Source organism: Rhodococcus sp. JS3073, from assembly GCF_026810085.1.
GTDB classification, from domain to species: domain Bacteria; phylum Actinomycetota; class Actinomycetes; order Mycobacteriales; family Mycobacteriaceae; genus Rhodococcus_F; species Rhodococcus_F wratislaviensis.
This window is the reverse complement of sequence record NZ_CP113951.1, coordinates 813600-838218: the sequence shown is the minus strand read 5'-3', so window position 1 is coordinate 838218 and position 24619 is coordinate 813600. Positions and strand designations below refer to the sequence as shown.

Annotated in this window: 25 protein-coding genes and 2 tRNA genes; 16 read left to right on the top strand and 11 right to left on the bottom strand. The window is 66.7% G+C overall.

The annotated features are described in order from the left end of the window. Nucleotides 1-14 precede the first annotated feature (14 nt). The 3 genes from ilvC to OYT95_RS04040 all read left to right on the top strand — a co-directional run bounded on the left by ilvC (nucleotide 15) and on the right by OYT95_RS04040 (nucleotide 3918). Nucleotides 15-1016, top strand: a complete 1002-nt coding sequence (ilvC, locus tag OYT95_RS04050; protein ID WP_061700158.1) for a ketol-acid reductoisomerase — start codon at nucleotides 15-17, stop codon at nucleotides 1014-1016. Nucleotides 1017-1240: 224 nt separating this feature from the next. Beyond that, nucleotides 1241-2836, top strand: a complete 1596-nt coding sequence (serA, locus tag OYT95_RS04045; protein ID WP_005240386.1) for a phosphoglycerate dehydrogenase — start codon at nucleotides 1241-1243, stop codon at nucleotides 2834-2836. Nucleotides 2837-2907: 71 nt separating this feature from the next. Next, nucleotides 2908-3918: a 3-isopropylmalate dehydrogenase gene (locus tag OYT95_RS04040; RefSeq protein WP_005240388.1), complete on the top strand. Its 1011-nt coding sequence runs from the start codon at nucleotides 2908-2910 to the stop codon at nucleotides 3916-3918. Here OYT95_RS04040 and OYT95_RS04035 read toward each other — a convergent pair. After that, nucleotides 3915-5159 (bottom strand): MFS transporter, encoded by a 1245-nt coding sequence (locus OYT95_RS04035; RefSeq protein ID WP_037245451.1) that lies wholly within the window; start codon nucleotides 5157-5159, stop codon nucleotides 3915-3917. The two genes, OYT95_RS04040 and OYT95_RS04035, sit on opposite strands and share 4 nt — an antisense overlap. Before the next feature lie 115 nt (nucleotides 5160-5274). Here OYT95_RS04035 and OYT95_RS04030 point away from each other — a divergent pair, with 115 nt between their 5' ends. The 4 genes from OYT95_RS04030 (at nucleotide 5275) to OYT95_RS04015 (ending at nucleotide 7960) form a co-directional block, all read left to right on the top strand. After that, entirely contained in the window at nucleotides 5275-6048 is a 774-nt protein-coding gene (locus OYT95_RS04030; RefSeq protein ID WP_037245454.1) for a fumarylacetoacetate hydrolase family protein, read from the top strand. Nucleotides 6049-6121: 73 nt separating this feature from the next. Next, nucleotides 6122-7597, top strand: coding sequence for a glutamate--tRNA ligase (gene gltX / locus OYT95_RS04025; RefSeq protein WP_268790849.1), 1476 nt, complete (start codon nucleotides 6122-6124; stop codon nucleotides 7595-7597). Between the two features lie 142 nt (nucleotides 7598-7739). Further along, nucleotides 7740-7811, top strand: a tRNA-Gln gene (locus tag OYT95_RS04020). 76 nt (nucleotides 7812-7887) lie between these two features. Further along, nucleotides 7888-7960: transfer RNA gene (locus tag OYT95_RS04015), tRNA-Glu, on the top strand. 60 nt (nucleotides 7961-8020) lie between these two features. Here OYT95_RS04015 and OYT95_RS04010 read toward each other — a convergent pair. From OYT95_RS04010 to OYT95_RS04000, 3 genes are all read right to left on the bottom strand, one after another. Next, nucleotides 8021-8188 (bottom strand): DUF5302 domain-containing protein, encoded by a 168-nt coding sequence (locus OYT95_RS04010; RefSeq protein ID WP_005240394.1) that lies wholly within the window; start codon nucleotides 8186-8188, stop codon nucleotides 8021-8023. 85 nt (nucleotides 8189-8273) lie between these two features. Further along, the gene (locus OYT95_RS04005) at nucleotides 8274-8792 is read right to left on the bottom strand and encodes a pyridoxamine 5'-phosphate oxidase family protein (RefSeq protein WP_037245459.1); all 519 of its coding nucleotides are present in this window, start codon (nucleotides 8790-8792) and stop codon (nucleotides 8274-8276) included. Nucleotides 8793-8831: 39 nt separating this feature from the next. Then, the gene (locus OYT95_RS04000; RefSeq protein ID WP_037245461.1) at nucleotides 8832-9533 is read right to left on the bottom strand and encodes an IclR family transcriptional regulator; all 702 of its coding nucleotides are present in this window, start codon (nucleotides 9531-9533) and stop codon (nucleotides 8832-8834) included. Nucleotides 9534-9671: 138 nt separating this feature from the next. Here OYT95_RS04000 and leuC point away from each other — a divergent pair, with 138 nt between their 5' ends. From leuC to OYT95_RS03985, 3 genes are all read left to right on the top strand, one after another. After that, the gene (gene leuC / locus OYT95_RS03995) at nucleotides 9672-11093 is read left to right on the top strand and encodes a 3-isopropylmalate dehydratase large subunit (RefSeq protein ID WP_037245737.1); all 1422 of its coding nucleotides are present in this window, start codon (nucleotides 9672-9674) and stop codon (nucleotides 11091-11093) included. 27 nt (nucleotides 11094-11120) lie between these two features. Continuing rightward, complete coding sequence (leuD, locus tag OYT95_RS03990) at nucleotides 11121-11729, top strand: 3-isopropylmalate dehydratase small subunit (RefSeq protein WP_037245463.1); 609 nt, start codon at nucleotides 11121-11123, stop codon at nucleotides 11727-11729. Nucleotides 11730-11887: 158 nt separating this feature from the next. Continuing rightward, the gene (locus OYT95_RS03985) at nucleotides 11888-12586 is read left to right on the top strand and encodes an HU family DNA-binding protein (RefSeq protein ID WP_037245465.1); all 699 of its coding nucleotides are present in this window, start codon (nucleotides 11888-11890) and stop codon (nucleotides 12584-12586) included. Nucleotides 12587-12686: 100 nt separating this feature from the next. Here OYT95_RS03985 and OYT95_RS03980 read toward each other — a convergent pair whose 3' ends face one another. The 3 genes from OYT95_RS03980 to cofC all read right to left on the bottom strand — a co-directional run bounded on the left by OYT95_RS03980 (nucleotide 12687) and on the right by cofC (nucleotide 16631). Next, on the bottom strand, nucleotides 12687-13622 hold the full coding sequence (locus OYT95_RS03980; protein ID WP_037245468.1) for an NUDIX hydrolase: 936 nt from the start codon (nucleotides 13620-13622) through the stop codon (nucleotides 12687-12689). Between the two features lie 34 nt (nucleotides 13623-13656). Next, on the bottom strand, nucleotides 13657-15861 hold the full coding sequence (locus OYT95_RS03975; RefSeq protein ID WP_037245470.1) for an RNA degradosome polyphosphate kinase: 2205 nt from the start codon (nucleotides 15859-15861) through the stop codon (nucleotides 13657-13659). A gap of 68 nt (nucleotides 15862-15929) precedes the next feature. Then, nucleotides 15930-16631, bottom strand: coding sequence for a 2-phospho-L-lactate guanylyltransferase (cofC, locus tag OYT95_RS03970; protein WP_308417624.1), 702 nt, complete (start codon nucleotides 16629-16631; stop codon nucleotides 15930-15932). Between the two features lie 170 nt (nucleotides 16632-16801). On the opposite strand from cofC, the gene OYT95_RS03965 reads away from it, so the two are divergent. From OYT95_RS03965 to OYT95_RS03955, 3 genes are all read left to right on the top strand, one after another. After that, nucleotides 16802-17800, top strand: a complete 999-nt coding sequence (locus OYT95_RS03965; protein WP_037245476.1) for an NAD(P)H-dependent glycerol-3-phosphate dehydrogenase — start codon at nucleotides 16802-16804, stop codon at nucleotides 17798-17800. Nucleotides 17801-17804: 4 nt separating this feature from the next. Beyond that, the gene (locus tag OYT95_RS03960; RefSeq protein WP_268790848.1) at nucleotides 17805-18929 is read left to right on the top strand and encodes a cystathionine gamma-lyase; all 1125 of its coding nucleotides are present in this window, start codon (nucleotides 17805-17807) and stop codon (nucleotides 18927-18929) included. A 92-nt stretch (nucleotides 18930-19021) separates the two neighbouring features. Then, nucleotides 19022-20128: a D-alanine--D-alanine ligase family protein gene (locus OYT95_RS03955; protein WP_037245482.1), complete on the top strand. Its 1107-nt coding sequence runs from the start codon at nucleotides 19022-19024 to the stop codon at nucleotides 20126-20128. Between the two features lie 19 nt (nucleotides 20129-20147). Here OYT95_RS03955 and OYT95_RS03950 read toward each other — a convergent pair whose 3' ends face one another. Further along, nucleotides 20148-20744 (bottom strand): DUF3515 domain-containing protein, encoded by a 597-nt coding sequence (locus tag OYT95_RS03950; protein ID WP_037245484.1) that lies wholly within the window; start codon nucleotides 20742-20744, stop codon nucleotides 20148-20150. A gap of 2 nt (nucleotides 20745-20746) precedes the next feature. After that, nucleotides 20747-20980 (bottom strand): Lrp/AsnC ligand binding domain-containing protein, encoded by a 234-nt coding sequence (locus OYT95_RS03945; protein ID WP_005240420.1) that lies wholly within the window; start codon nucleotides 20978-20980, stop codon nucleotides 20747-20749. 248 nt (nucleotides 20981-21228) lie between these two features. Between OYT95_RS03945 and OYT95_RS03940 the strand changes: the two genes are divergently transcribed. Genes OYT95_RS03940 through OYT95_RS03930 form a run of 3 tightly spaced genes read left to right on the top strand, consistent with a single transcriptional unit; the run spans nucleotide 21229 to nucleotide 23345 of the window. Beyond that, nucleotides 21229-22140 (top strand): thiamine-phosphate kinase, encoded by a 912-nt coding sequence (locus tag OYT95_RS03940; RefSeq protein ID WP_037245487.1) that lies wholly within the window; start codon nucleotides 21229-21231, stop codon nucleotides 22138-22140. A gap of 9 nt (nucleotides 22141-22149) precedes the next feature. Continuing rightward, nucleotides 22150-22671, top strand: coding sequence for a gamma carbonic anhydrase family protein (locus tag OYT95_RS03935; RefSeq protein ID WP_037245490.1), 522 nt, complete (start codon nucleotides 22150-22152; stop codon nucleotides 22669-22671). Next, on the top strand, nucleotides 22671-23345 hold the full coding sequence (locus OYT95_RS03930) for a uracil-DNA glycosylase (RefSeq protein WP_268790847.1): 675 nt from the start codon (nucleotides 22671-22673) through the stop codon (nucleotides 23343-23345). Before OYT95_RS03935 ends, OYT95_RS03930 begins: the two co-directional genes overlap by 1 nt. Before the next feature lie 30 nt (nucleotides 23346-23375). Here OYT95_RS03930 and OYT95_RS03925 read toward each other — a convergent pair whose 3' ends face one another. Together OYT95_RS03925 and rpmB are read right to left on the bottom strand one after the other, a co-directional pair. Then, a complete protein-coding gene (locus OYT95_RS03925; protein ID WP_037245497.1) occupies nucleotides 23376-24164 on the bottom strand; it encodes an enoyl-CoA hydratase/isomerase family protein in 789 nt (262 codons plus the stop codon). A gap of 148 nt (nucleotides 24165-24312) precedes the next feature. Further along, nucleotides 24313-24504 (bottom strand): 50S ribosomal protein L28, encoded by a 192-nt coding sequence (rpmB, locus tag OYT95_RS03920; RefSeq protein WP_005240429.1) that lies wholly within the window; start codon nucleotides 24502-24504, stop codon nucleotides 24313-24315. Between the last annotated feature and the right edge of the window lie 115 nt (nucleotides 24505-24619).

Here is a 24619-nt window from a genome sequence, read left to right as displayed (position 1 = left end):
CTGTGGCAGTCGAGATGTTCTACGACGACGATGCCGATCTGTCGATCATCCAGGGCCGTAAGGTCGCTGTGATCGGTTACGGAAGCCAGGGCCACGCGCACTCGCTGAGCCTGCGCGACTCGGGCGTCGATGTGCGTATCGGCCTCAAGGAAGGCTCGAAGTCCCGCGCGAAGGCCGAAGAGCAGGGCCTGACCGTCGGTACCCCCGCCGAGGTCTCCGAGTGGGCCGACGTGATCATGGTGCTCGCACCCGACACCGCGCAGGCGTCGATCTTCACCAATGACATCGAGCCCAACCTGAAGGACGGCGACGCGCTGTTCTTCGGACACGGCCTCAACATCCACTTCGACCTGATCAAGGCTCCGGAGTTCGTCACCGTCGGCATGGTCGCCCCCAAGGGCCCCGGCCACCTGGTGCGTCGTCAGTTCGTCGACGGCAAGGGTGTTCCCGCACTCATCGCGATCGACCAGGACCCGAAGGGTGAGGGCCAGGCCCTCGCGCTGTCCTACGCCAAGGGCATCGGCGGCACCCGCGCCGGCGTCATCAAGACCACGTTCAAGGAAGAGACCGAGACGGACCTCTTCGGCGAGCAGGCCGTGCTCTGCGGCGGCACCGAGGAACTGGTCAAGACCGGTTTCGAGGTCATGGTCGAGGCCGGCTACGCGCCCGAGATGGCGTACTTCGAGGTGCTGCACGAGCTCAAGCTCATCGTCGACCTCATGTACGAGGGTGGCATCGCCCGCATGAACTATTCGGTGTCCGACACCGCGGAGTTCGGTGGCTACCTCTCCGGCCCGCGCGTCATCGACGCCGGCACCAAGGAGCGCATGAAGGCGATCCTGGCCGACATCCAGTCGGGTGAGTTCACCCGCCGCCTCGTCGCCAACGTCGAGAACGGCAACACCGAACTCGAGGGCCTGCGCAAGGCCAACGCCGAGCACCCCATCGAGGTCACCGGCAAGAAGCTGCGCGACCTGATGAGCTGGGTCGATCGCCCGATCACCGAAACCGCCTAGGTTTCACTGCTTTACAGTTCCACCGAATCACCGGCCCGATGCCGCATCGGTCTCGTCAGAGGCCACCGATGCGACATTGGGCCGGTGTTGTTTCGTGTCCGATTCCGTTGTTGCAGGCGTCCACTATGTGGTATCGGAGACCAGGATGCGGTTTCCCTGTGAGGGCGGACTAAGCTGTGTGTGGTTAAAACACCCCCACACCCACCTATTCAGGGAGTTTGCACGTGAGCCAGCCAGGCCGTCCTGTAGTTCTGATCGCCGACAAGCTCGCGCCGTCCACCGTCGAGGCATTGGGCGACGGTGTGGAGGTGCGATGGGTCGACGGACCTGATCGCCCGGCCCTGCTCGCGGCGGTGCCCGAGGCCGACGCGATCCTCGTCCGTTCCGCCACCACCGTGGACGCCGAGGTCCTGGCGGCCGGTACCAAGCTCAAGATCGTCGCCCGCGCGGGCGTCGGCCTCGACAACGTCGACGTGCCCGCGGCCACCGAGCGCGGTGTCATGGTCGTCAACGCCCCGACGTCCAACATCCACACGGCCGCCGAGCACGCCGTCGCGCTGATGCTCGCCACCGCCCGCCAGATCCCCGCGGCCGACGCCACCCTGCGCGACCGCGAATGGAAGCGCAGCAAGTTCAACGGTGTCGAGATCTTCGGCAAGACCGTCGGCGTCGTCGGCCTCGGCCGTATCGGCCAGCTGTTCGCGCAGCGTCTCGCCGCGTTCGAGACGCACGTCATCGCGTACGACCCCTACGTGTCGGCCGCCCGCGCCGCGCAGCTCGGCATCGAACTGGTCACCCTCGACGAATTGCTCGAGCGCGCCGACCTCATCTCCGTCCACCTCCCCAAGACCCCCGAGACCAAGGGACTGCTCGGCACGGAGAACCTGGCGAAGACCAAGAAGGGCGTCGTCATCGTCAACGCTGCCCGTGGTGGTCTGATCGACGAGGCCGCGCTTGCCGAGGCCATCAAGTCGGGTCACGTGCGCGCCGCGGGCCTGGACGTGTTCGAGACCGAGCCCTGCACCGACAGCCCGTTGTTCGACCTGCCCGAGGTTGTCGTGACGCCGCACCTCGGTGCCTCCACGAGCGAGGCTCAGGACCGCGCCGGCACCGACGTCGCGAAGTCCGTACTGCTCGCTCTCGCAGGCGATTTCGTTCCGGACGCCGTCAACGTGTCGGGTGGCGCCGTGGGCGAGGAAGTTGCCCCGTGGCTCGAGATCGTCCGCAAGCAGGGTGTGCTCATCGGCGCCCTGTCGGGTGAACTGCCCGTCAACCTGTCCGTCGACGTGCGCGGCGAGCTCGCCTCCGAGGACGTCGAGGTGCTCGCGCTCTCGGCTCTGCGCGGTGTGTTCTCCGCCGTCATCGAGGACGCGGTCACGTTCGTCAACGCTCCCGCACTTGCGGAAGAGCGCGGTGTCACGGCCGAGGTCACCAAGGCCGCGGAAAGCCCCAACCACCGCAGCGTCGTGGACCTGCGCGCGGTGTTCGGCGACGGCAGTGTCATCAACGTCTCGGGCACGCTGACCGGCCCGCAGCAGGTCGAGAAGATCGTCAACATCAACGGCCGCAACTTCGAACTGCGCGCCGAGGGTCTCAACCTGGTGGTCAACTACACCGATCAGCCCGGCGCGCTGGGCAAGATCGGCACGCAGCTCGGCAACGCCGGCATCGACATCCAGGCTGCCCAGCTCAGCCAGGATGCCGAGGGCGAGGGTGCGACCATCCTCCTCCGCGTCGACCGGGAGGTGCCGAGCGAGGTGCGGGACGCGATCTCCACCGCCGTCGGCGCCACCAAGATCGAGCTCGTCAACCTGGCCTAATCCCCACTGTGCGCGTGTCGCGACCCCTGTTGTCGTGGCACGCGCACAGCTCTATCTGAAGTGAGGCGTTCATGAAGCTTGCGGTCATTCCGGGTGACGGCATCGGTGTCGAGGTCACGGCCGAGGCGCTGAAGGTGCTGCGGAAGCTCGTACCCGATCTCGAGACCACCGAGTACGACCTCGGTGCCCGTCGATACAACGCCACCGGGGAGCTGCTCCCGGACGCCGATCTCGCGGCGATCCGCGAGCACGACGCGATCCTGCTGGGCGCCATCGGCGACCCGTCGGTCACGCCCGGCGTGCTCGAGCGGGGTCTGCTGCTGAACATGCGATTCGCGTTGGATCATCACGTGAATCTGCGTCCGTCGCAGCTCTATCCGGGGTCGAAGTCGCCGCTGGCGGCGCAGCCGGACATCGACTTCGTGGTCGTGCGCGAGGGGACGGAGGGTCCGTACACCGGCAACGGTGGCGCGATCCGCGTCGGCACCCCGCACGAGATCGCGACCGAGGTGTCGATCAACACGTGGTTCGGTGCCGAGCGGGTGGTGCGGTACGCGTTCGCGCTCGCGCAGACCCGGCGTAAGCACGTCACGCTGATTCACAAGACGAACGTCCTCTCCAACGCCGGTGCGATCTGGACGCGTGCCGTGGAGACGGTGTCGGCCGAATACCCGGACGTGGAGACGGCCTACTGCCACATCGACGCGGCCACCATCTACATGGTCACCGACCCGTCGCGCTTCGACGTGATCGTCACCGACAACCTGTTCGGCGACATCATCACCGACCTCGCGGGTGCGGTCACGGGAGGCATCGGCCTGGCGGCGTCGGGGAACATCGACGCGTCGGGGACCAACCCGTCGATGTTCGAGCCCGTGCACGGCAGCGCCCCGGACATCGCCGGCCAGGGGATCGCGGATCCCACGGCGGCCATCCTGTCCGCGGCGCTGCTGCTGCGTCACCTCGGCCGGGACGGCGATGCTGCACGCATCGAAGCTGCCGTCGAGGCCGATCTGGCGTCCCGTGGTGACTCGAAGGTCGTCACGTCGGAGGTCGGCGACCGGATCGCCGCCGCCCTCTAGGACCGCGATTCGACCTTGTCTCCCTCGATCCCCGTGGCCCGGTCTTCGGACCGGGCCACGGGGATCAGTGGTATCGAGGCGGCCGGAAATCCCGCAGCTATGGCGAAAGTCACCGGGAAGCCGACGATTCCGATCAGAGCGCCGAACACCGGGGGAACGATCGAGGCCGCGACGAACTGACCGGTGTTCTGGACGCCGAGCGCGCGCCCGCCCCAGAACGGCCCCGCGATCTCGGCGACGGCGGTGAAGGCGAGGCCGTTCGGTGCCACGGTCGCGACGGACGCCGCCAGCAGCGCCGCGATCGCCAGCGGCGAGTCCATCGCATCCGTCACGGCGAGCGCCGCCATCGACACTCCGCCTGCGACGGCGACCCAGCGAAGTGGGCGCATGCGACTGCCCACCACGTCGGACCAGAAGCCGACTCCCATCCTGCCGAACGCGCCGAGGATCTGGGCGACTGTCACGATCAGGCCTGCCGCCGTTGCTTCCCAATGCCTTTCGGAGATCAGCCACACGAGCGCGTACGTCCACACCGTGTACTGGGGCACGACGAGCAGCACCGAGACTGCGTGGATGCGCCACAGTGTGCCGCTGTCGCGATACGGATTCGCGAGCATGCCGAGGTCCTCCGCAGCGCTGCGACTCGGTCTGGGCGGATCGACCACCCAGAGTGCGCAGGCCAGCGCGGCGGTCGCGCACAGGATGGCAGGCAGCGCGAGCGCCCATCCGATGCCGTGGTCGTGTGCGACCGAGGGGAGCGTCAGCGCAGCGCAGGCAATGCCCAGCGGCAGCGACATCTGCCGGATGCCCATCGCCAGTCCACGGCGCTCGGGCGGGAACCATCCGACGACGACGCGTCCACTCGCGGCATTCGCCGAGGCCGCCGCCATGCCGCCCAGCAGCAGGAAGGCTGCGGTGGCCGTGAGTGATCCGGACAGGGCCGCGCCGATTCCCGCGGCCGCCGTGGACGCCATTCCGGCGGCCAGCACCCGGCGTTCGCCGTAGCGGTCGGCGAGTGCGCCCCACGCGATCAGCGTCAGCATGACTCCGAGGGTGGGTGCGGCGACGAGGAGTCCGGTGCGGGCGAGGCTGAGCCCGTGATTCTCCTGGAGTTCGGGGATCAGGAAGGCGACGCCGTTGACGAAGACCGCCTGTGCGGCCTGCGCGAACATCCCGAGGGCGAGCATCCACCATCTGCGGGCAGTTCCGACGGTGGACGGCGTGTCGATCGATGCTGTCATGTCATCTCAATATCTAGGATTGAAGTCTCATATATTGGGGAACATGCGGAGTCTATACCTCGCGTCCCCCGGCGTCCCGGTACGGCGGTGAACCCGGGCCGATAGACTCGGCGCCATGCGTCTTGGTCGAGTGGCAAGTCCCGATGGTGTTGCGTTCGTCAGTATCGAGGGGGACGGGGAGTCCCGGATCGCGAAGGAGATCGCCGAGCATCCGTTCGGCAGTCCCACTTTCACCGGCCGGAGCTGGCCGCTCGCCGATGTGCGACTGCTGGCCCCGATCCTCGCGAGCAAGGTCGTGGCGATCGGAAAGAACTACGCTGCCCACGCCGCCGAGATGGGCGGCGAGGCACCGGCCGATCCTGTGATCTTCCTCAAGCCCAACACCTCGATCGTGGGCCCCGACGCCGCGATCGTCCTGCCGAAGTCCTCCAACGAAGTTCATTACGAAGGAGAACTCGCGGTCGTCATCGGACGCCCCTGCAAGGACGTGCCTGCGGCCAAGGCCCTCGACGTGGTGCTCGGTTACACGGCCGCCAACGACGTGTCGGCCCGTGATCAGCAGCGCCAGGACGGGCAGTGGACGAGAGCGAAGGGTCACGACACGTTCTGCCCACTGGGCCCGTGGATCGAGACCCAGCTCGACGCGTCCGACGTCGACATCACCACCGAGGTGGACGGAGTGGTGAAGCAGCGGAGTAACACTTCGCTTCTGCTGCACGACATTCCGAAGATCATCGAATGGGTGTCGGCCGTCATGACGCTGCTCCCGGGCGACGTCATCCTCACGGGCACCCCCGAGGGCGTCGGCCCGATCGTCGACGGTCAGAGCGTGAGCGTGACCATCGGTGGCATCGGCACCCTCACCAACCCGGTGACTGCCAAGCGCTGACGGCTCTCGTGTCGAAATCGGGAGCGGACTAGCCTGTAGGAGTCCGTTTTCCCAGCGTCGACCCAAGTGAGCCATGACCACAAGCGAAGTTCGCGTCCGTTTCTGCCCGTCGCCCACCGGAACCCCGCACGTGGGGCTCGTCCGAACCGCCCTGTTCAACTGGGCGTTCGCCCGACACAACGGTGGGTCGTTCGTGTTCCGCATCGAGGACACCGATGCTGCCCGTGACAGCGAGGAGTCGTACCAGGCGATCCTGGACGCGCTGCGCTGGCTCGGACTGAACTGGGACGAGGGCCCGGAGGTCGGGGGACCGTACGAGCCCTACCGCCAGTCCCAGCGGCGGGACCTGCATCTGGACGTCGTCGCGAAACTGCTCGCGGCGGGCGAGGCGTACGAGTCGTTCTCGACGCCCGAAGAGGTCGAGGAGCGGCACAAGGCAGCCGGCCGCGATCCCAAGCTCGGCTACGACAACTTCGACCGTGATCTGACACCGGAGCAGCGGCAGGCGTTCCTCGACGAGGGACGCAAACCCGTGGTCCGGCTCCGGATGCCGGACCACGACCTGACATGGGACGACCTCGTGCGTGGCGAGACGACGTTCAAGGCCGGAACCGTTCCCGACTTCGCCCTCACTCGCGGCAACGGGATTCCGCTGTACACGTTGGTCAACCCCGTCGACGACGCGTTGATGAAGATCACACACGTCCTGCGCGGCGAGGACCTGCTGTCGTCGACGCCGCGGCAGCTCGCCCTCTACGAGGCGATGCAGCGGATCGGCGTGGCCGATTTCACTCCGAAGTTCGGGCATCTGCCGTTCGTCATGGGGCAGGGCAACAAGAAGCTGTCCAAGCGCGACCCCGAGTCGAACCTCTTCATTCATCGCGACCGCGGTTTCGTCCCCGAGGGATTGTTGAATTACCTGGCGCTGCTGGGCTGGGGTATTTCCGACGACCACGACGTGTTCTCGCTGGACGAGATGGTCGCCGCCTTCGATATCTCCAAGGTCAATTCCAATCCGGCCCGGTTCGACCAGAAAAAGGCCGACGCGATCAACGCCGAGCACATCCGGTTGCTGGAGCCCGCCGACTTCGCCGCGCGCCTGCGCGCGTTCCTGACGCTGCACGGCCATCTCGGGGAGAACGTGGACGAGTCCGTCTTCGCGACCGCTGCAGAACTGGTCCAGACGCGCATCGTCGTCCTGTCCGATGCCTGGGATCTGCTGAAATTCCTGTTCGTCGACGAGGCCGGCTTCGTGATCGATCCGGCCGCCGCTGCCAAGAACCTGGGCGCCGACTCCGCACCGGTTCTCGACGCCGCCCTCGCGTCGCTGGACGCACTCGAGGGATGGGATGCGGCCTCCCTGGAAGAGGCCCTCAAGACCGCTCTCGTGGACGAACTGGGCCTCAAGCCACGTAAGGCGTTCGCTCCGGTGCGGGTGGCCGTCACGGGCTCGCACATCAGCCCGCCGCTCTACGAATCGATGGAACTGCTCGGACGCGACGTTTCGCTGTCCCGGCTGCGCTCTGCGCGGGCCGGCATCGACGGCTAGGACGCCGCCCTCGGGCCGAAAAGGGTGCAAAAACAGCCTCTGACCATACGATTTGGTAAATCCCGGCAGTAGGCTGGTAATCTCTTCTTCGGCCCGAGGCGGGCCGCAGAGCCCACAAGCTCAGCGGTTCGAGAACGGCCATTGGGGTATGGTGTAATTGGCAACACAGCGGTTTCTGGTACCGCCATTCTAGGTTCGAGTCCTGGTACCCCAGCGGAAGTTCGGCCGATTTTGACTCCGAACTTCTGGAAGCTATGCTTGCTGAGCTTCCAAAGCAAGACAAAGTTCCTGGCCCCGTCGTCTAGCGGCCTAGGACGCCGCCCTCTCAAGGCGGTAGCGCGGGTTCGAATCCCGTCGGGGCTACAAAGAGAAACACCCTCCAAGTAATTGGAGGGTGTTTCTTTATATCCGGATATGTGTCGTTTATCCGGTCTTGCGGCGGAATTCGCGTTTGTGGTCGGCAGGCCCGTGGGCCTCGTGCGCCTTGGAATGTCCGTCCTTGTGATCGGTGGACAGCCCGGCCTGATGATTCTTCCGCTCGAGTGCTTCGCGGAATTTCTTTTTCGTGTCCTCGTTACTGGCGTCAGTCATGGTGAACTCCCTCGGGTAGTCGGTTCACTCTGTGAAGCTACGCCGAGGGCACCGAGAATGCTCCCGTTTTTCCGCCCGCCCGGGATCAGGCGCGGCGGTCGGCCGTCTCCAGGTACGCGGCCGTGGTGCCTCCCACCGGCATCGCGGGCAGGCCGAGCTTGGCGTGATTCCAGCTCCTGATGCGCTCGGGAACGATCCGCACGACCACCCGCTTGTGCAGCAGCTGATCGATGGCGGGACGCAGATCGTCGGTGTAGGGGCCGGTGTACCGCTCCCACACGCTGACCCCGACCGCGAACATCGCGTCCGGGTCCTCCACGATCTCCGCCCGGCCCTCGACGGAAATACCGCGCAGGGTGTCGTACGTCTGGCCGTCCTCGATCAGGACGGTGACCCGGTCGTCACGGCGCAGGTTGACCGCCTTCTGCGATTTGGATTTCGTCTCGAACCAGATCTCGCCGTCGATCACGGCGTACCACATGGCGACCAGATGAGCTCTGCCGTCCGCTGCCACCGTTGCGAGCGTGGCAATCCGGCTCCGATCCACGAATTCGGCGATCTCCGAATCCGTCATCGTGATCTGCGATCGCTGGTTCTTCCCCATCGGCTTCTCCTGTTCGCGGTGAACGTCGGTCGTGAATGGTCAGAGTCTCTTGTGCAACGCCTCCGCGGCGGCGAGAAGGTCGGCCGCCCACCGGGCACCGGGGCGCCTGCCCATTCTGTCGATGGGTCCGGACACCGAAATCGCTGCGATGACAGCGCCGCCGGAATCCCGCACGGGAGCGGCGACGCTGGCGACACCGGGTTCCCGCTCGGCGGCGCTCTGTGCCCAGCCGCGTCGGCGGACCTCGAGCAGCACACGTTCGCCGAACGCCGCGTCGGGCAGAACTGCGCGCTGGGTCTGCGGGTCGGCCCAGGCGAGAAGGACCTTGGCGCCCGAGCCGGCGCTCATCGGCAGTCGTGCCCCGACGAGAACGGTGTCGCGCAGGCCCGTGGGCGGCTCCATCGCCGCCACACAGATGCGCTGCGTGCCTTCCCGGCGGTACAGCTGCACGCTCTCGCCGGTGATCTCGCGCAGCCGCGGGAGGACGAGCGCGGCCGCCGAGACGAGCGGATCGTTAGCCGTTGCAGCGAGTTCGGCGAGGCCGGGACCGGGGCACCACAGCCCCTCGGAGTCGCGGGTCAGGAGGCGGTGGACCTCGAGCCCGACGGCCAGCCGGTGGGCGGTGGCGCGGGGGAGTCCGGTGCGCGAGCACAGTTCAGTGAGGCTGCAGGGCTTCTCGGCCACGGCATGCAGCACGCCCACCGCTTTGTCAAGGACTCCGATGCCGCTATGCTGTCTCATAGGTCGATACCACTTTCTCGCATACTGGGATCATAGCGCACCTTCGTCTCACGTCGAGTGCGTGTCCGGGAAGAGGGTAACGACATCAAGCGCACGGCGGACCGGCCCGACGCCCGCGGTGCGAGAGGACACACAGAGGTGGAGAAGATGGCGGAGAAAGCACGCACCCTGGCAGAGAAGGTGTGGGACGACCACGTCGTGGTCCGGGGTGAGGGAGACAACCCCGACCTCATCTACATCGATCTGCATCTCGTTCACGAAGTGACGAGTCCGCAGGCATTCGACGGACTTCGGCTGGCGGGGCGCCCGCTGCGCCGTCCCGACCTGACGATCGCCACCGAGGACCACAACGTCCCCACCGTCGACATCGACAAGCCGATCGCCGACCCCGTCTCCAAGACTCAGGTGGACACGCTAAGGCGCAACTGTGAGGAATTCGGTGTCCGGCTGCACCCGATGGGAAACATCGACCAGGGCATCGTCCACGTCGTCGGCCCCCAGTTGGGTCTCACTCAGCCCGGCATGACCGTGGTGTGCGGCGACAGTCACACGTCCACCCACGGCGCCTTCGGCGCGCTCGCCATGGGTATCGGCACCAGTGAGGTCGAACACGTCATGGCGACGCAGACGTTGTCGTTGCGTCCCTTCCGGACGATGGCGATCACCGTCGACGGCGAATTACCCGAAGGCGTGACGAGTAAAGATCTCATTTTGGCCGTCATCGCGAAGATCGGAACGGGCGGAGGCCAGGGTTACGTCCTGGAGTACCGCGGCGAGGCGATCCGCAAGATGTCGATGGAAGCGCGGATGACCATCTGCAACATGTCCATCGAGGCGGGTGCACGGGCAGGCATGATCGCCCCCGACGAGATCACCTACGAATTCATCAAGGGCCGTCCCCACGCGCCGAAGGGCGCCGACTGGGACGCCGCGGTGGAGGCCTGGGAGCAGTTGAAGACCGACGAGGGTGCGGTTTTCGACAACGAGGTCCACATCGACGCGAGCGCCCTGACGCCGTTCGTGACCTGGGGCACCAACCCGGGGCAGGGCCTGCCGCTCGGCGACGCCGTGCCGAACCCGGCCGAGATCGTGGACGAGAGCGAGCGTCACGCCGCGGAGAAGGCGTTGACCTACATGGGTCTCGAAGCCGGAACTCCGTTGCGTGAGGTGGCGATCGACACAGTTTTCGTGGGTTCGTGCACCAACGGCCGTATCGAGGATCTGCGGGCCGTGGCCGACGTGCTGCGCGGCCGCCACGTCGCAGACGGAGTCCGGATGCTGATCGTGCCGGGCTCGATGCGCGTTCGCGCGCAGGCCGAAAAGGAGGGTCTCGGCGAGATCTTCACCGCCGCGGGCGCCGAATGGCGGCAGGCGGGGTGCTCGATGTGCCTCGGAATGAACCCGGATCAGCTCGCGCCCGGCGAGCGTTCGGCCTCCACGTCCAACCGCAATTTCGAAGGCCGTCAAGGCAAGGGCGGCCGGACTCACCTGGTTTCGCCGCTGGTCGCCGCCGCGACCGCGGTCCGGGGAACACTGTCCGCGCCGACAGATCTGGCCTAGGACCCAAGGAATTTAGGAGATTTTTCGATGGAATCCTTTAGCACACACAAAGGTATCGGCGTTCCGCTGCGGCGATCCAACGTGGACACGGACCAGATCATTCCGGCGGTCTACCTGAAACGAGTGACCCGCACCGGTTTCGAGGACGGTCTGTTCGCCGCGTGGCGGAACGATCCGGACTTCGTTCTGAACGTCGCCCCGTACGACAAGGGCAGCGTTCTGGTGGCCGGGCCCGACTTCGGTACGGGCTCCTCCCGGGAGCACGCCGTGTGGGCGCTATCCGACTTCGGATTTCGGGTCGTGATCGCATCTCGCTTCGCGGACATCTTCCGGGGCAACGCCGGCAAGGCCGGTCTGCTGGCCGCTCAGGTGGCCCAGTCGGACGTCGAACTGCTCTGGAAGTTGCTCGACGAGCAACCCGGTCTCGAATTGATTGTCGACCTCGAGAACAAGACTGTGACGGCCGGAACCACCGTGGTGCCCTTTGCGATTGATGACTACACGCGGTGGCGTCTGATCGAGGGTCTGGACGACATCGGATTGACATTACGGCAGGTAGAAGCCATTTCCGAGTTCGAAAAGTCAAGGCCTTCTTGGAAACCTGCCACTCTTCCGGAGCCCACTCCGGCCGACTGAAAGTTGGAATCGGAGCCCTGTCTCCCAGATAATAAGTTCCTGAGAATGGTGCCGCGTTGTATGAGAATTGGCGTGGCACATAGACTCCTGCGGTATTCAGGTTTACCGTAGTTCGTAGTCGGTCCGATGATGGACCATTAGTTCGCGGAGGAATTTCAATGAATAAGGCAGAGCTCATCGATGTTCTGACCGAGAAACTGGGCACGGACAGGCGCACGGCAACGGAAGCTGTCGAGCATGTCGTGGACACGATCGTCCGGGCAGTGCACCGCGGCGACAGCGTGACCATCACCGGTTTCGGTGTCTTCGAGCAGCGTCGTCGCGCGGCACGTGTCGCACGTAACCCGCGCACGGGCGAGACCGTCAAGGTCAAGCCGACGTCGGTGCCGGCGTTCCGTCCGGGCGCTCAGTTCAAGGCGGTTATCGCTGGCGGCCAGAAGCTTCCGGCCACCGGTCCGGCAGTCAAGCGCGGCGCAGCGGCGCCCGCCACCAAGGCTGCCGCCAAGAAGGCCGCTGCAAAGAAGACGGCTGCAAAGAAGACCGCAGCCAAGAAGGCAGCTCCGGCCAAGACCACGGCCGCGAAGAAGACCGCAGCCAAGAAGGTGACTCCGGCCAAGACCACGGCAGCGAAGAAGACCGTGGCGAAGAAGGTGGCTCCGGCCAAGACCACGGCAGCGAAGAAGACCGCGGCCAAGAAGGCTCCGGCCAAGACCACGGCAGCAAAGAAGACCGTGGCGAAGAAGGTGGCCCCGGCCAAGACCACGGCAGCAAAGAAGACTGCGGCCAAGAAGGCTCCGGCCAAGACTGCAGCCAAGAAGACCGCAGCAAAGAAGGCTCCCGCGAAGCGCGCCAAGTAATACAGCGCACACAGGACTGCCCGAACACAGACAGGCGCCGACCCTGGGGGTTGGCGCCTGTCTGTGTTTTCCTGGCCTCCCGGTGAACTCCGGCCGGTGCTCAGTCCTTCCGAGTGGGAGGCAGTGGACTGTCGATGTGGTCGGCGGCGATGAGTTTGCCACCGGACAGCGAGAGCACCCAGGTGCTCGCCTTTCTGTTCCGAGCCGGGGGAAGTGCGATGCCGTCGATCTCCGCCCACCAGTCGAGCAGATCGGGAATGACACCACCCTGACTGCAGATCACCTGAACTCCGCCGAGAGAGGCGATCTTGCGGACCAGCGTGCGGGTGGCCACCGGGTCGGCGGTGTAACTCTCCTCGGACAGCAGCGGATCCAACCGGACGGTCGTGTCCAACGTGCGTGCCAGCGGCTCGACCGTCTGAGTGCACCGCGTCCGGTCGGCCGACGTGATGTCGGTGGCCCCGAACGCCTCGAGCTGCGTGACGAGCGCTTCGGCCTGGAGTAGGCCGTTCGCATCCAAGGGCCGGGTGGTGTCGTCGCCCTTGTACCGTTTCCGGCTTCCAGCCTTGGCATGCCGGACCAGGAGCACGGTTGCGGTGTCGGGTGGCTGAGCCGTGAATCGACGGAGCATCTTGCGATCCATGGGATACGACAGCTGGTCGGCCACCTCGGATACGGGAAGCCACCGCATCTCGTCCACTTCGCTGTTGGGAACGAATTCACCGGCGCGGGCTTCCGCCGCCCAGTATTCGACTCGTTTCAATCGGCGGTGGCCCGGAATCGGATATGTCAACGCACCGAGATGCCGGCCGAGGCGCCCGCGGATACCCGTCTCTTCTTCCACCTCACGCAGTGCGGCCACGACGGCGGTCTCGCCGGGGTCGAGCTTTCCCTTGGGGAATGACCAGTCCTCGTATTTGGGCCGGTGAATGAGCGCGATCTCGATCTCGTCGGGATTGTCGGGAGATTTTCGCCACAGCACTGCCCCCGCAGCGAAGATATTGGCTTTGACCGGTTTGCCGGGTGAACTGCTCACCGAATTCCTTCCTTCTGCCGCGGACTCGCCGCGATCAGGATCCGGTGCCCATTCGTTTGCGCATCATGGCTTCCTGGTGGTCGCGAACCTCCTCGCCGTGGGCGGGTGACGGAACCCACCGGCCGTCGGACCCGAGCACCCAGCACCGCGTGCGGGGATCGAGCGCGGAATCGGCTATCTCGGCTATCTGGGCGGTGAGTCGAGGATCTTTCACCTGCGCCATGACTTCGACGCGTCGGTCGAGGTTGCGGTGCATCATGTCTGCGCTGCCGATCCAGAATTCGTCGGCGCCGCGAAAATGGAAGACTCGGGAATGCTCGAGGAAGCGTCCGAGAATCGACCGGACGTGGATGTTCTCACTCAAACCGGGAACTCCGGGTTTGAGGGCGCAGATGCCGCGCACCACGATCTCGACGGGCACACCGGCCCGGGATGCACGGTAGAGCGAGTCGATCACCTGTTCGTCGACCAAGGCGTTGGCCTTCAGCAGGATTCCGGCGTCCTCGCCCCGCAGTTTGTGCGCGATCTCACCGTCGATCCGCTCGATGATTCCCCGGCGCACACCGTACGGCGCGACGAGGAGGTTGCGGTACTGCGTCTTCCGCGAGTAGCCGGTGAGGGAATTGAACAGGTCGGTGAGGTCTGCGCCGATCTCCGGGGCGGCGGTGAGCAGACCGATGTCTTCGTACAGCCGGGCGGTCTTCGGGTTGTAGTTGCCGGTACCGATGTGGCAGTAACGCCGGATGGTGGACCCTTCGCGACGGACGACGAGGCACGTCTTGCAGTGGGTCTTGAGCCCGACCAGTCCGTACACCACGTGCACACCCGCGTGTTCGAGCTTGCGGGCCCACTTGATGTTCGCCTGCTCGTCGAATCGCGCCTTGATCTCGACCAGTGCCACAACCTGTTTGCCCGCCTCGGCGGCGGTGATCAACGCGTCGACGATGGGGGAGTCGCCCGAAGTGCGGTAGAGGGTCTGCTTGATCGCCAGAACCTGGGGGTCGGCCGCAGCCTGTTCGATGAAGCGCTGGACGCTCGTGGAGAACGAGTCGTACGGGTGGTGGACCAGGACGTCGCCGTCGCGGAGGGTCGAGAAGACGCTCTTGGGTGTTTCCCTCTCGCCGAATGCCGGATGCGTTGCCGGGACGAACGGTGCGTCCTTGAGGGCGGGCCGGTCGACCGCGTACACCTGCCAGAGGCACGACAGGTCCAGCAATCCGGGCACCTGGATGACGTCGCCGGGATCGACGTCGAGTTCGCGCAGGAGGAGTTCGAGCATGTGCTCGGTCATGTCGTCCGCGACCTCGAGCCGCACCGGTGAACCGAACCGGCGGCGCGCCAACTCACGCTCGAGCGCCTGCAGAAGATCTTCGTCGCGGTCTTCCTCGACCTCGAAATCGGCGTTACGCGTGATGCGGAATGCATGGTGCTCCACGATCTCCATGCCCGGGAACAGCATGTCGAGGTGAGCGGAGATCAGATCTTCCAGGGGCAGGAACGCGTCGATGGAGGAGGGTGTCTCGTCGCGGCGGACGCGGACGAACCGGCCCACGTTGTCCGGAACCTTGACCCTCGCAAAGTGTTCGCCACCCGTGACCGCATCCTTCACCGTCACCGCGAGGTTGAGACTCAGGCCGCTGATGTACGGGAAGGGGTGGGCGTGGTCGACGGCCAGCGGAGTGAGCACCGGGAAGATCTGGTCCTGGAAATGCACCGACAGGCGCTCGCGGTCGTCGTCGGTGAGATCGTCCCATCCGATGATGGAGATCCCTTCGGCGGCAAGCGCAGGACGAACGGAGTCGAGGAACACCCGCGCGGCCTTCTCCGAGATCTCCTGGGTCCGGGTCGCGATCAGGGAGAGCTGTTCGCGGGGGGAGAGGCCGTCGGCGGACCGCACGGACAGGCCGGTCTCGTCGCGGCGCTTGAGTCCGGCGACGCGGACCATGAAGAACTCGTCCAGATTGGACGCGAAGATGGCGAGGAACTTGGCGCGCTCGAGCAACGGCAGCGACGTGTCCTCGGCGAGGGCGAGAACCCGGGCATTGAAATCGAGCCAACTGAGTTCGCGGTTCAGATAACGATCTTCGGGGAGTCCGTCGGTCAGCGCGCTCGTGAGGGCACTCGTCGCAGCGGGTGGCGCCATCGGAACGTTCGTGGGATTGGCCGTGACGATGCTGTCGCGGGTTCCGTTCTTTCCGTCGACGTCGGTCTGCTGGTCGAGTGCTTCTCGGTTACTCACCCCACGATCATCCCTCGAGAATTCGGCCGCGGACAATCGATGGGGCAAATTCACACGGCCTGCGCGGCCTACTCGTTTCCGCAGCGCGAGGGGGCGGAGTGTTCGAGAGCGTCGAGTGCGGCACGCGTCGCAGGTCCGACGCCGAGAGCCTGCGCGGCATCGAGATCGTCGGCGGTGTCGACGTCGGTTCGCAGACCCGGCCAGTGCCCGTCGAGGGGACGTGCCCCGGATTCGAGGTGCCGCTTCGCCGATCCTGGTCCGAAGCGGGGATCGAGCGGAATGTCCGGGTCGCAGGAGAACAGTGCGGCGGTGCCGGTGCCGTGATGATCGACGACCACAGACCTGCCGCCGGTTCTCGCCGCAGCGAGTGCTTCACCGAATTCGCCTCCGCGCAGAGACGGAAGGTCGGCCTGCAGTGCGACGACATCGACTCCGCGCTCGTTGAAGCGGACATGCTCGGCCGCCGCTGACAGCGCCGCATTGAGACTGTGCTCGGTGCCGCCCTCGTCCGGCCGCTCGTCGGTGGACACGGGCGCGGGGTCGGCGTAGACGTCCGCGCCGACACTGCGTGCGAGCCGCGCCACCGCGGGGTCCGGCGTGACCACGGTGACACCGACGACCGTCGCGACGTCGCTGACGACGGCCAGGGTGTCGCGCAGCATCGACAGCACCAGTCCGGTGCGGTCGGCCGTGTCGAAGACACCGGACAGCCGCGTCTTGGCCGCGTGGAGTTCCTTGACCGCGACGAGTACGTGCGCGCGCGGCGCCACGGATCGGGTCGCTGTGCTCATGCGGATATCTTGCCAGCCCGCGCGGGGTGGTGCTCCGGACGCCCGGTCGCGGCTGAGCAGCGAACGAGTTCGGTAGCGGGGCGGCGCTCGACCTCGGCATCGGCAATACTGTGGGCGACGCATCGGGTAACGAACGACGAGGGGGCTGTGTGAGCAAGGCTGCGGTACTGGGAGCGGGTTCATGGGGGACTGCATTTGCGAAGGTCCTGGCCGATGCCGGGACCGATGTCACCATGTGGGCGCGACGCGCTGAGGTCGCCGAATCGATCGTGTCGCGTCACGAGAACGCGGACTACCTGCCGGGCATCGCCCTGCCTCCGTCGTTGACCGCAACGGACGACGCGCGGGCCGCACTCGATGGCGCCGACATCGTCGTCCTGGCGGTGCCGTCGCAGTCTCTGCGCGACAATTTGCAGGTCTGGACTCCGATGATCCCCGAGAACGCCACCCTGCTGAGCCTCGCCAAGGGCATCGAGACCGGCACCCTCATGCGGATGAGTCAGGTGATCATCCAGGTCACCGGCGCAGACCCGGGCCGGGTCGCCGTCCTGTCCGGGCCCAATCTGGCCCGGGAGATCGCTATCGGTCAGCCGGCGGCGACGGTTGTCGCGTGCACGGATTCGACGCGGGCACTGGAACTGCAGAAGGCCTCGGCAACCGGATACTTCCGTCCGTACACGAATTCGGACGTCATCGGGTGTGAGATCGGCGGCGCCTGCAAGAACGTCATCGCCCTCGCCTGCGGTATGGCATCGGGAATCGGATTGGGAGAGAACACGATTGCGAGCATCATCACTCGCGGTCTGGCCGAGATCATCCGGCTGGGGGTGGCGCTCGGTGCGAAACCTGCCACCCTCGCGGGTCTCGCGGGAGTGGGCGATCTGGTCGCGACATGCACGTCGCCCCTGTCACGAAATCGGTCGTTCGGTGAACGCCTCGGCCAGGGTGGTTCGATCGAGAGTGCCCAGGCGGCAACTCATGGTCAGGTCGCCGAGGGTGTGAAATCGTGCTCGTCCGTGCGGGCTCTCGCCGCCAGTTACGACGTCGAGATGCCGCTGACCGATGCCGTGCACAGGGTGTGCCACGAGGGTCTCGTGGTGCAGGACGCGATCGGTCAGCTGCTCGGCCGCCGCACGAAGCCGGAGTGAGCTCGTGACTGGTGATTCCACCCGCTGCGTCAAAGCCGTTGCCGCAGAAAATATTCCCGGCTCGCCGATGCAGAGGGGGCCGGTTTTCGCAGCGCCGTATCAGCTGAGCGCCGACGAGGGAACCGAGTCCGACACCTACGCACGCGCCTCCAATCCGGGCTGGCGTGACCTCGAATCGGCGCTGGCGACGCTCGAGGGCGCCGCGGGCGCGCTCGTCGTCGGCTCCGGGATGTCGGCGGTCACCGTCGTGCTGAGGAGTCTGCTCACCGCCGGTGACACCGTGGTCGTTCCGTCCGACGGCTACTACCAGGTGCGTGCGTACGCGCGGGAGCGTCTGGAGCCGATGGGTATCACCGTGCACGAACTGAGGACCGCCGACATGGCCGGCGAGGCGGCCGCCGCACTGCTGGCGTCCGCCGAGGGGACGACGGTGGTGGTGGCCGAGACTCCGGCCAACCCGTCCCTCGACGTGGTGGATCTGCGCGCCGTATCAGAGCAGTGCGCGAACGCGGGCGCCGTTCTGGTGGTGGACAACACGACTGCCACCCCACTCGGCCAGCAGCCGCTCGAACTCGGTGCTGACGTGGTAGTCGCCAGCGGCACAAAGACTTTGAGCGGTCACAGCGATCTCCTCATGGGATACATCGCCGCGTCGGACGCCGATTTCCTGGCCGGAATGGAACGCGAGAGGGCGCTGTCGGGCACGGTGCTGGGGCCGTTCGAGACGTGGCTCGCCCATCGGAGTCTCGGGACGGCCGGTCTGCGCTTCGAGCGTCAATGCGCCAACGCCCTGGCCCTCGCGGCGCTGCTCGAGTCGCACCCGGCGGCCCACCGCGTCCGGTACCCGGGTCTGCCCGGTGATCCTGCACACGCCGTCGCCGCCGGTCAGATGCGTCGATTCGGCGGGCTGGTGAGCTTCGAGGTGGATTCCGCCGAACAGTTCCACCGCCTCGTGGCCGGAAGCGAACTCCTCGTACCTGCGACGAGCTTCGGCGGCATACACACCACCGCCGATCGCAGGGCCCGGTGGGGTGACCCCGTGCCCGACGGGTTCGTCCGGCTCTCGTGTGGAATCGAGGACACCGAAGACCTGGTCGCCGATCTCGAGCGGGCACTGTCCGCATTGTGAGTGCGGGACCCGACGTGTCGTGAGGTCGGCGAAGGAAATGTGAGGAGAGGTGGGTGCGATGAGCGTGTCGCGGCGACGGTACGGTTTGTGTCGTGAGTAAACCGCGTACCCGGGTAGCCGTCATCTTCGGTGGCCGCAGCAACGAGCATTCCGTGTCCTGTGTGTCGGCCGGAAGCGTCCTGAGGAACCTCGACCCGGAACGGTACGAGGTGGTGCCGATCGGCATCACCACCGAGGGTTCGTGGGTCCTCGGCTCCACCGACCCCGAGACGCTGTCCATCCGCGGCCGGGCACTCCCGAGCGTCGACGCCGACGGGTCCGCACTGGCCCTCACCGCCGACCCGACGCGGTCCGGGGACCTCGTCGCCCTCGACGACGGCGAAGCGGGCAAGATCCTCGCCTCGGTCGACGTCGTCTTCCCCGTCCTGCACGGCGCCTACGGCGAGGACGGCACGATCCAGGGCCTGCTCGAACTCGCAGGTGTTCCGTACGTCGGTCCCGGTGTTCTCGCCAGCGCTGCCGGCATGGACAAGGAATTCACGAAGAAGCTGCTCGCCGCGGAAGGCTTGCCCATCGGGTTCCAGGTCGTCCTGCGTCCGGGCACAGCCTCGCTGACCGACGAACAGAAGTCCCGCCTCCACCTCCCGGTGTTCGTGAAGCCTGCCCGCGGCGGATCGTCGATCGGGATCACCCGGGTGGCCGAGTGGGCCGCGCTCGACGACGCCATCACCCACGCCCGTCTGCACGACCCCAAGGTGATCGTCGAATCGGGGATCGTCGGCCGTGAGGTCGAGTGCGGAGTCCTCGAGTTCCCGGACGGCGACGTGCGGGCCAGCGTCATCGCCGAGATCCGGATGCCGGAAGGCGCAGGCGACGACGAGGCGTTCTACGACTTCGACAGCAAATACCTCGACGACGTGTGCGAGTTCGACGTGCCCGCCAAACTCGACGAATCGGTCAGCGAAGAGATCCGCGAACTTGCGGTGCGAGCGTTCTCCGCGCTCGACTGCCAGGGACTCGCGCGGGTCGACTTCTTCGTGACCGAGGACGGCCCGGTGATCAACGAGATCAACACGATGCCGGGATTCACGTCGATCTCGATGTACCCGCGCATGTGGGGCGCGGTGGGTGTCGACTACGGCACACTCGTCTCGACCCTGGTCGACACCGCCCTCGCGCGCGGCATCGGCCTGCGTTAGCGAAACGGCGGTCCGGCGCTCAGGGATTCGCGACGGGCGCCGGATCGAGGGGCTTCTGCGGCAACGCCTGCGACACCGCGCCGGAAATGTCCTGAAGCGGCGTCGGTCCCACCCCGGTGGGGACCGTGAGTCCGATGTACACGCCGCGGTCGACGGCGAAATAGCTGCTCGCGTCGATTCCGGCGCTCGCGCCCGAGATCTCGAACCACTGAACTCCGTCGATCACCTGCAGCGGTGAAGCCTGATCGAACTCCGCGGGACGGTCCAGACCGCAACGCAGGACGAGTGGTTCGCCCTCGACCGGCTGCCACGCGGCGGTCGCCTCGGGTGCGGGTTCGGTGAGTTCGGCGCGCGTGTAGTCGCCGAGCGCGTCGGGGAGGCCCCCCATCAGGGTGGCGCATTCCGCGGAGCCGGATGCGGGCGCGGGCACAGGGCCCAGCGACACGGGTTCCTTCACCGGGTTCCGCCCGGCGAACACCGCGGCGACGACGATGCCGATGACCAGGGCCACGGGAAGCGCCACGGCCGTCGCGATGAGTGCGGGATTCCGCCGCTCCGCAGGAACCGGGTCGGAGTTGCCGGCGGGTGTGCTCTGTTCGGGTTCGAGGTCGGACATGCTCAGTTCTTGTTCGCAGACTTTTCGGGGACATCGCAGGTGAGGGTGCGGGTGATGCCGGAGACCTGACGGATCTCCTTGACGACGGGAGCGACGTCGTCAGCGGACACCCGCACGATGACGTCGTACGGTCCGACCACGTCCTCGGCGGTGCGGACTCCGGTGATCTTCGCGATCTCGGTCGCGATCGCCGCGGCCTTGCCGACTTCGGTCTGGATCAGGATGAACGCTTGCACTCTCGCTCCGGCCCTTCCCTGCTCCGCGCCGCGTGGGGTCTCGGTAGAGTCGCGGGTGCTTCGGCGCGCTGATCGGTCACGTGCCGAGAAGTCCCGGCAACAGCTAAAAGGTACCGCAGTCGTACATTCCGTCGACCGGACCCACCGCCGCTGCACGGGCCACCCGACACTGGAGGCACACCATCACACCGACGGATTCCCCGGACCCGACCCCGCCCCTCACCGTCGCCGACGTCGGCGAGTTCGCCGTGATCGGCCGAGCGGTGGAGGGCCGGGTGCAGCCCCCGTCCACGCTGATCGGTCCCGGAGACGACGCCGCCCTCGTCCGGGCCGCCGACGGCCGGGTGGCGGTGTCCGCCGACATGCTGGTGCAGGACAGACACTTTCGGCTCGACTGGTCGACTCCGCGCGACGTGGGCCGCAAGGCGGTGGCCCAGAATGCGGCCGACGTCGCGGCGATGGGCGCGCGGCCGACGGCGTTCCTGGTCTCTCTCGGCTTGCCGCCGGACACGTCGATCGACGTGGCGGACGGCATCTCGGCCGCAATCGGAGAGGGCGCCGAGGAACTCGGGGCCGGTGTCGTGGGCGGTGATCTCGTGCAGGCCGCGCAGGTCGTGATTTCCGTCACCGTCCTCGGTGATCTGGGTGGCAGGAGCCCGATCCGGCGGTCCGGCGCGCGGCCGGGCGACGTCGTCGCGGTGGCCGGCGAACTCGGCCGATCGGCGGCCGGTCTCGCACTGCTGCTCGGCGGGTCCTCGGATTTCCCGGACCTCCTCGCCGCACACCGTGTCCCCACGCCGCCGTATTCCGCCGCCTGGGCCGCCGCGGACGGGGGCGCCCACGCGATGACCGACATCTCCGACGGGCTCCTCGCCGACCTCGGTCACATCTGCGACGCCTCCGGCGTCGGAATGTCCCTCACCCGATCCGAAATGGCCGTCTCACCCGAACTGGTGTCGGCGGCGAAGGTTCTCGGCGCCGACTACTGGGAATGGGTGCTCACCGGGGGAGAGGACCACGGCTTCGCCGCCACCTTTTCCGCCGACGTCCCGCTCCCGGCGGGCTGGACCGCGATCGGCGCGGTACACGACGGGTCCGGCATCTCGGTCGACGGCGAGACCTGGCCGGGGGCCGGCGGCTGGCAGAGTTTCTCGGTATAGGTTGCACGCATGGCTATCTACGCGCTCGGGGACCGCGAACCCGACATCCATCCGGACGCCTACGTCCATCCCGACGCCGTGGTGATCGGGAACGTGACCCTGGCGGCAGGCACCTCGGTGTGGCCGCAGGCCGTGCTCCGCGCCGACTACGGCACCATCACCGTCGGCGCCGACACGAACATCCAGGACGGCACGGTGATCCATTGCACGATGATCGATCCCACCGTCATCGGCTCGGGATGCGTCGTCGGTCACGCGGCGCACATCGAGGGATCCACGATCGGCGACCACTGCCTGATCGCCTCCGGATCGATCGTTCTCAACGGCTCGGTCATCGGTGCCGGTTCGGTCGTCGGCGCCGGCGCCGTCGTTCCGTTCAAATTCGAGGTTCCGCCGCGGAGCATGGCGCTCGGCGTCCCCGCGAAGATCCGGCAGGGCTACGAGGTTCCCGAGGGGCACCTCGAGATGAACGTGAAGATGTATGCCGCGAACGCGGCCTACTACCGCGACTCGCTGCGCAGGCTCGACTGATGGCGGCGCCGCTGTCGGACCTCGTCGAGGCCGGATGGGCAGACGCACTCGAACCGGTGTCCGGCCGGATCACGGAGATGGGCGAGTTCCTGCGCGCGGAAATCGCCGGCGGGCGTGAATACCTCCCCGCCGGAGAGAACGTCCTGCGCGCGTTCACCCACCCGTTCTCGGAGGTCAAGGTCCTGATCGTGGGTCAGGACCCGTACCCCACACCCGGTCACGCGGTCGGTCTCAGTTTCTCGGTGGCACAGGACGTGCGCCCGGTGCCACGCAGCCTCGGCAACATCTTCACCGAGTACAGCAAGGACCTCGGCTACGAGACACCCACCACCGGCGACCTCACTCCGTGGTCACGCCAGGGCGTGCTTCTCCTGAACAGGGTGCTCACCGTGCAGCCCGGACTCCCGGCCTCGCACCGGAAGAAGGGCTGGGAGGCGGTGACCGAGCAGGCCATCCGCGCTCTCGTGGCGCGCCCCGAACCCCTCGTCGCAATTCTGTGGGGCCGGGACGCGTCCACGCTGAAACCGATGCTCGGCGATGTGCCGACGATCGAGTCGGCCCACCCCTCACCGTTGTCCGCGTCGCGCGGATTCTTCGGTTCGCGGCCGTTCAGCCGGGCGAACGAACTCCTCGACGGACTGGGCGCCGAGCCGGTGAACTGGCAGCTGCCGTAATTGGTGGCCGCGAGAAGTCGGCACGTCGATTCACTGCACTGATGAGAAGTCGGCTCGCCGCTTCTCGACGAATGCGTCGACGCCCTCGCGTCCCACCGGGCTGTCGGCCGCGGTGGCGATCGACGCGGCCTCCGCGTCGAGTTGCTCGGCGAGCGTGCGATATCGGGAGTCGCGGACGAGCGTCTTGATCCCCGAGAAGGACGGCGTCGGGCCGGCAGCGAGGGTGCGGGCGAGCCGAAGTGCCTCGTCCTGGACGACGTCGTCGCCGACGAGGCGGCTGAGGATGCCCAGGCGGACGGCCTCGTCGCCGCTGAGAACGGCATCGGTGATCAGGATCTCGCGCGCGCGGGCGTCGCCGACGATGCGCGGCAGGGTCCAGGACATGCCGCCGTCCGGGGTGAAGCCGATGGACGGGTAGGCCGGGCGCAACTTGGTGCCCGGGCCGCCGATGGCGACGTCCGTCAGGCACACGAGGCTCATGCCGGCGCCCGCAGCCCACCCGTGAACACCGGCGATCACCGGAACGGTCACGGCGTCGAGCGCACGAACGAATTCGTGGAACACGCGCGCGACCTCGGCGACGTATTCGCTTCGCACCGGTGCGGACGCGAAGGCGTGCACGTTGCCGCCGGCGCAGAAGTTCGGGCCCTCCCCGACGAGAAGGACGCTGCCGATCCGGTCACCGACCGCTTCGAGTGCCCGGGCACCCTGCACCATGCCTTCGCCGTCCAGCGAGGTGCCGTTCTCCGCAGTCGCGATCGTGATGCGCAGCACGCCGTCTTCGAGCTGTACTTTGCTGAGTCCATCGAGAGAAGTCACCGTTGCACCTTACGTGGGTCCCTGCCGGTGCCCGACGTGCCCCGATGCGCTGCGACGATGCCGAATCGGACAGGTGCGGGGACATAAAAAAACTGCGCCCCCGACACCGAAGTGTCGGGGGCGCAGTGACATCGCACGCAGCGTCGGGTCAGCCCCGAGCAACCTTTCCAGCCTTCAGGCAGGAGGTGCAGACGTTGACCTTCCGGGTGTTTCCGGGGGCAACCTCGGCACGAACAGTCTGAATGTTCGGGTTCCAGCGACGGTTGGTACGCCGGTGCGAGTGCGAGACCGACTTACCGAAGCCGGGCCCCTTGGCGCATACGTCGCAGACGGCAGCCATAGTCGCGAACTCCTTCAAGATAGTGAACTGTGAAATTTGCTGGCCTCGTGGAGACAGGACACAGCAAGCGCGCCCTGTACGAGGCAACCGTGCAAGAGTAGCCGCTCGAGTGTGG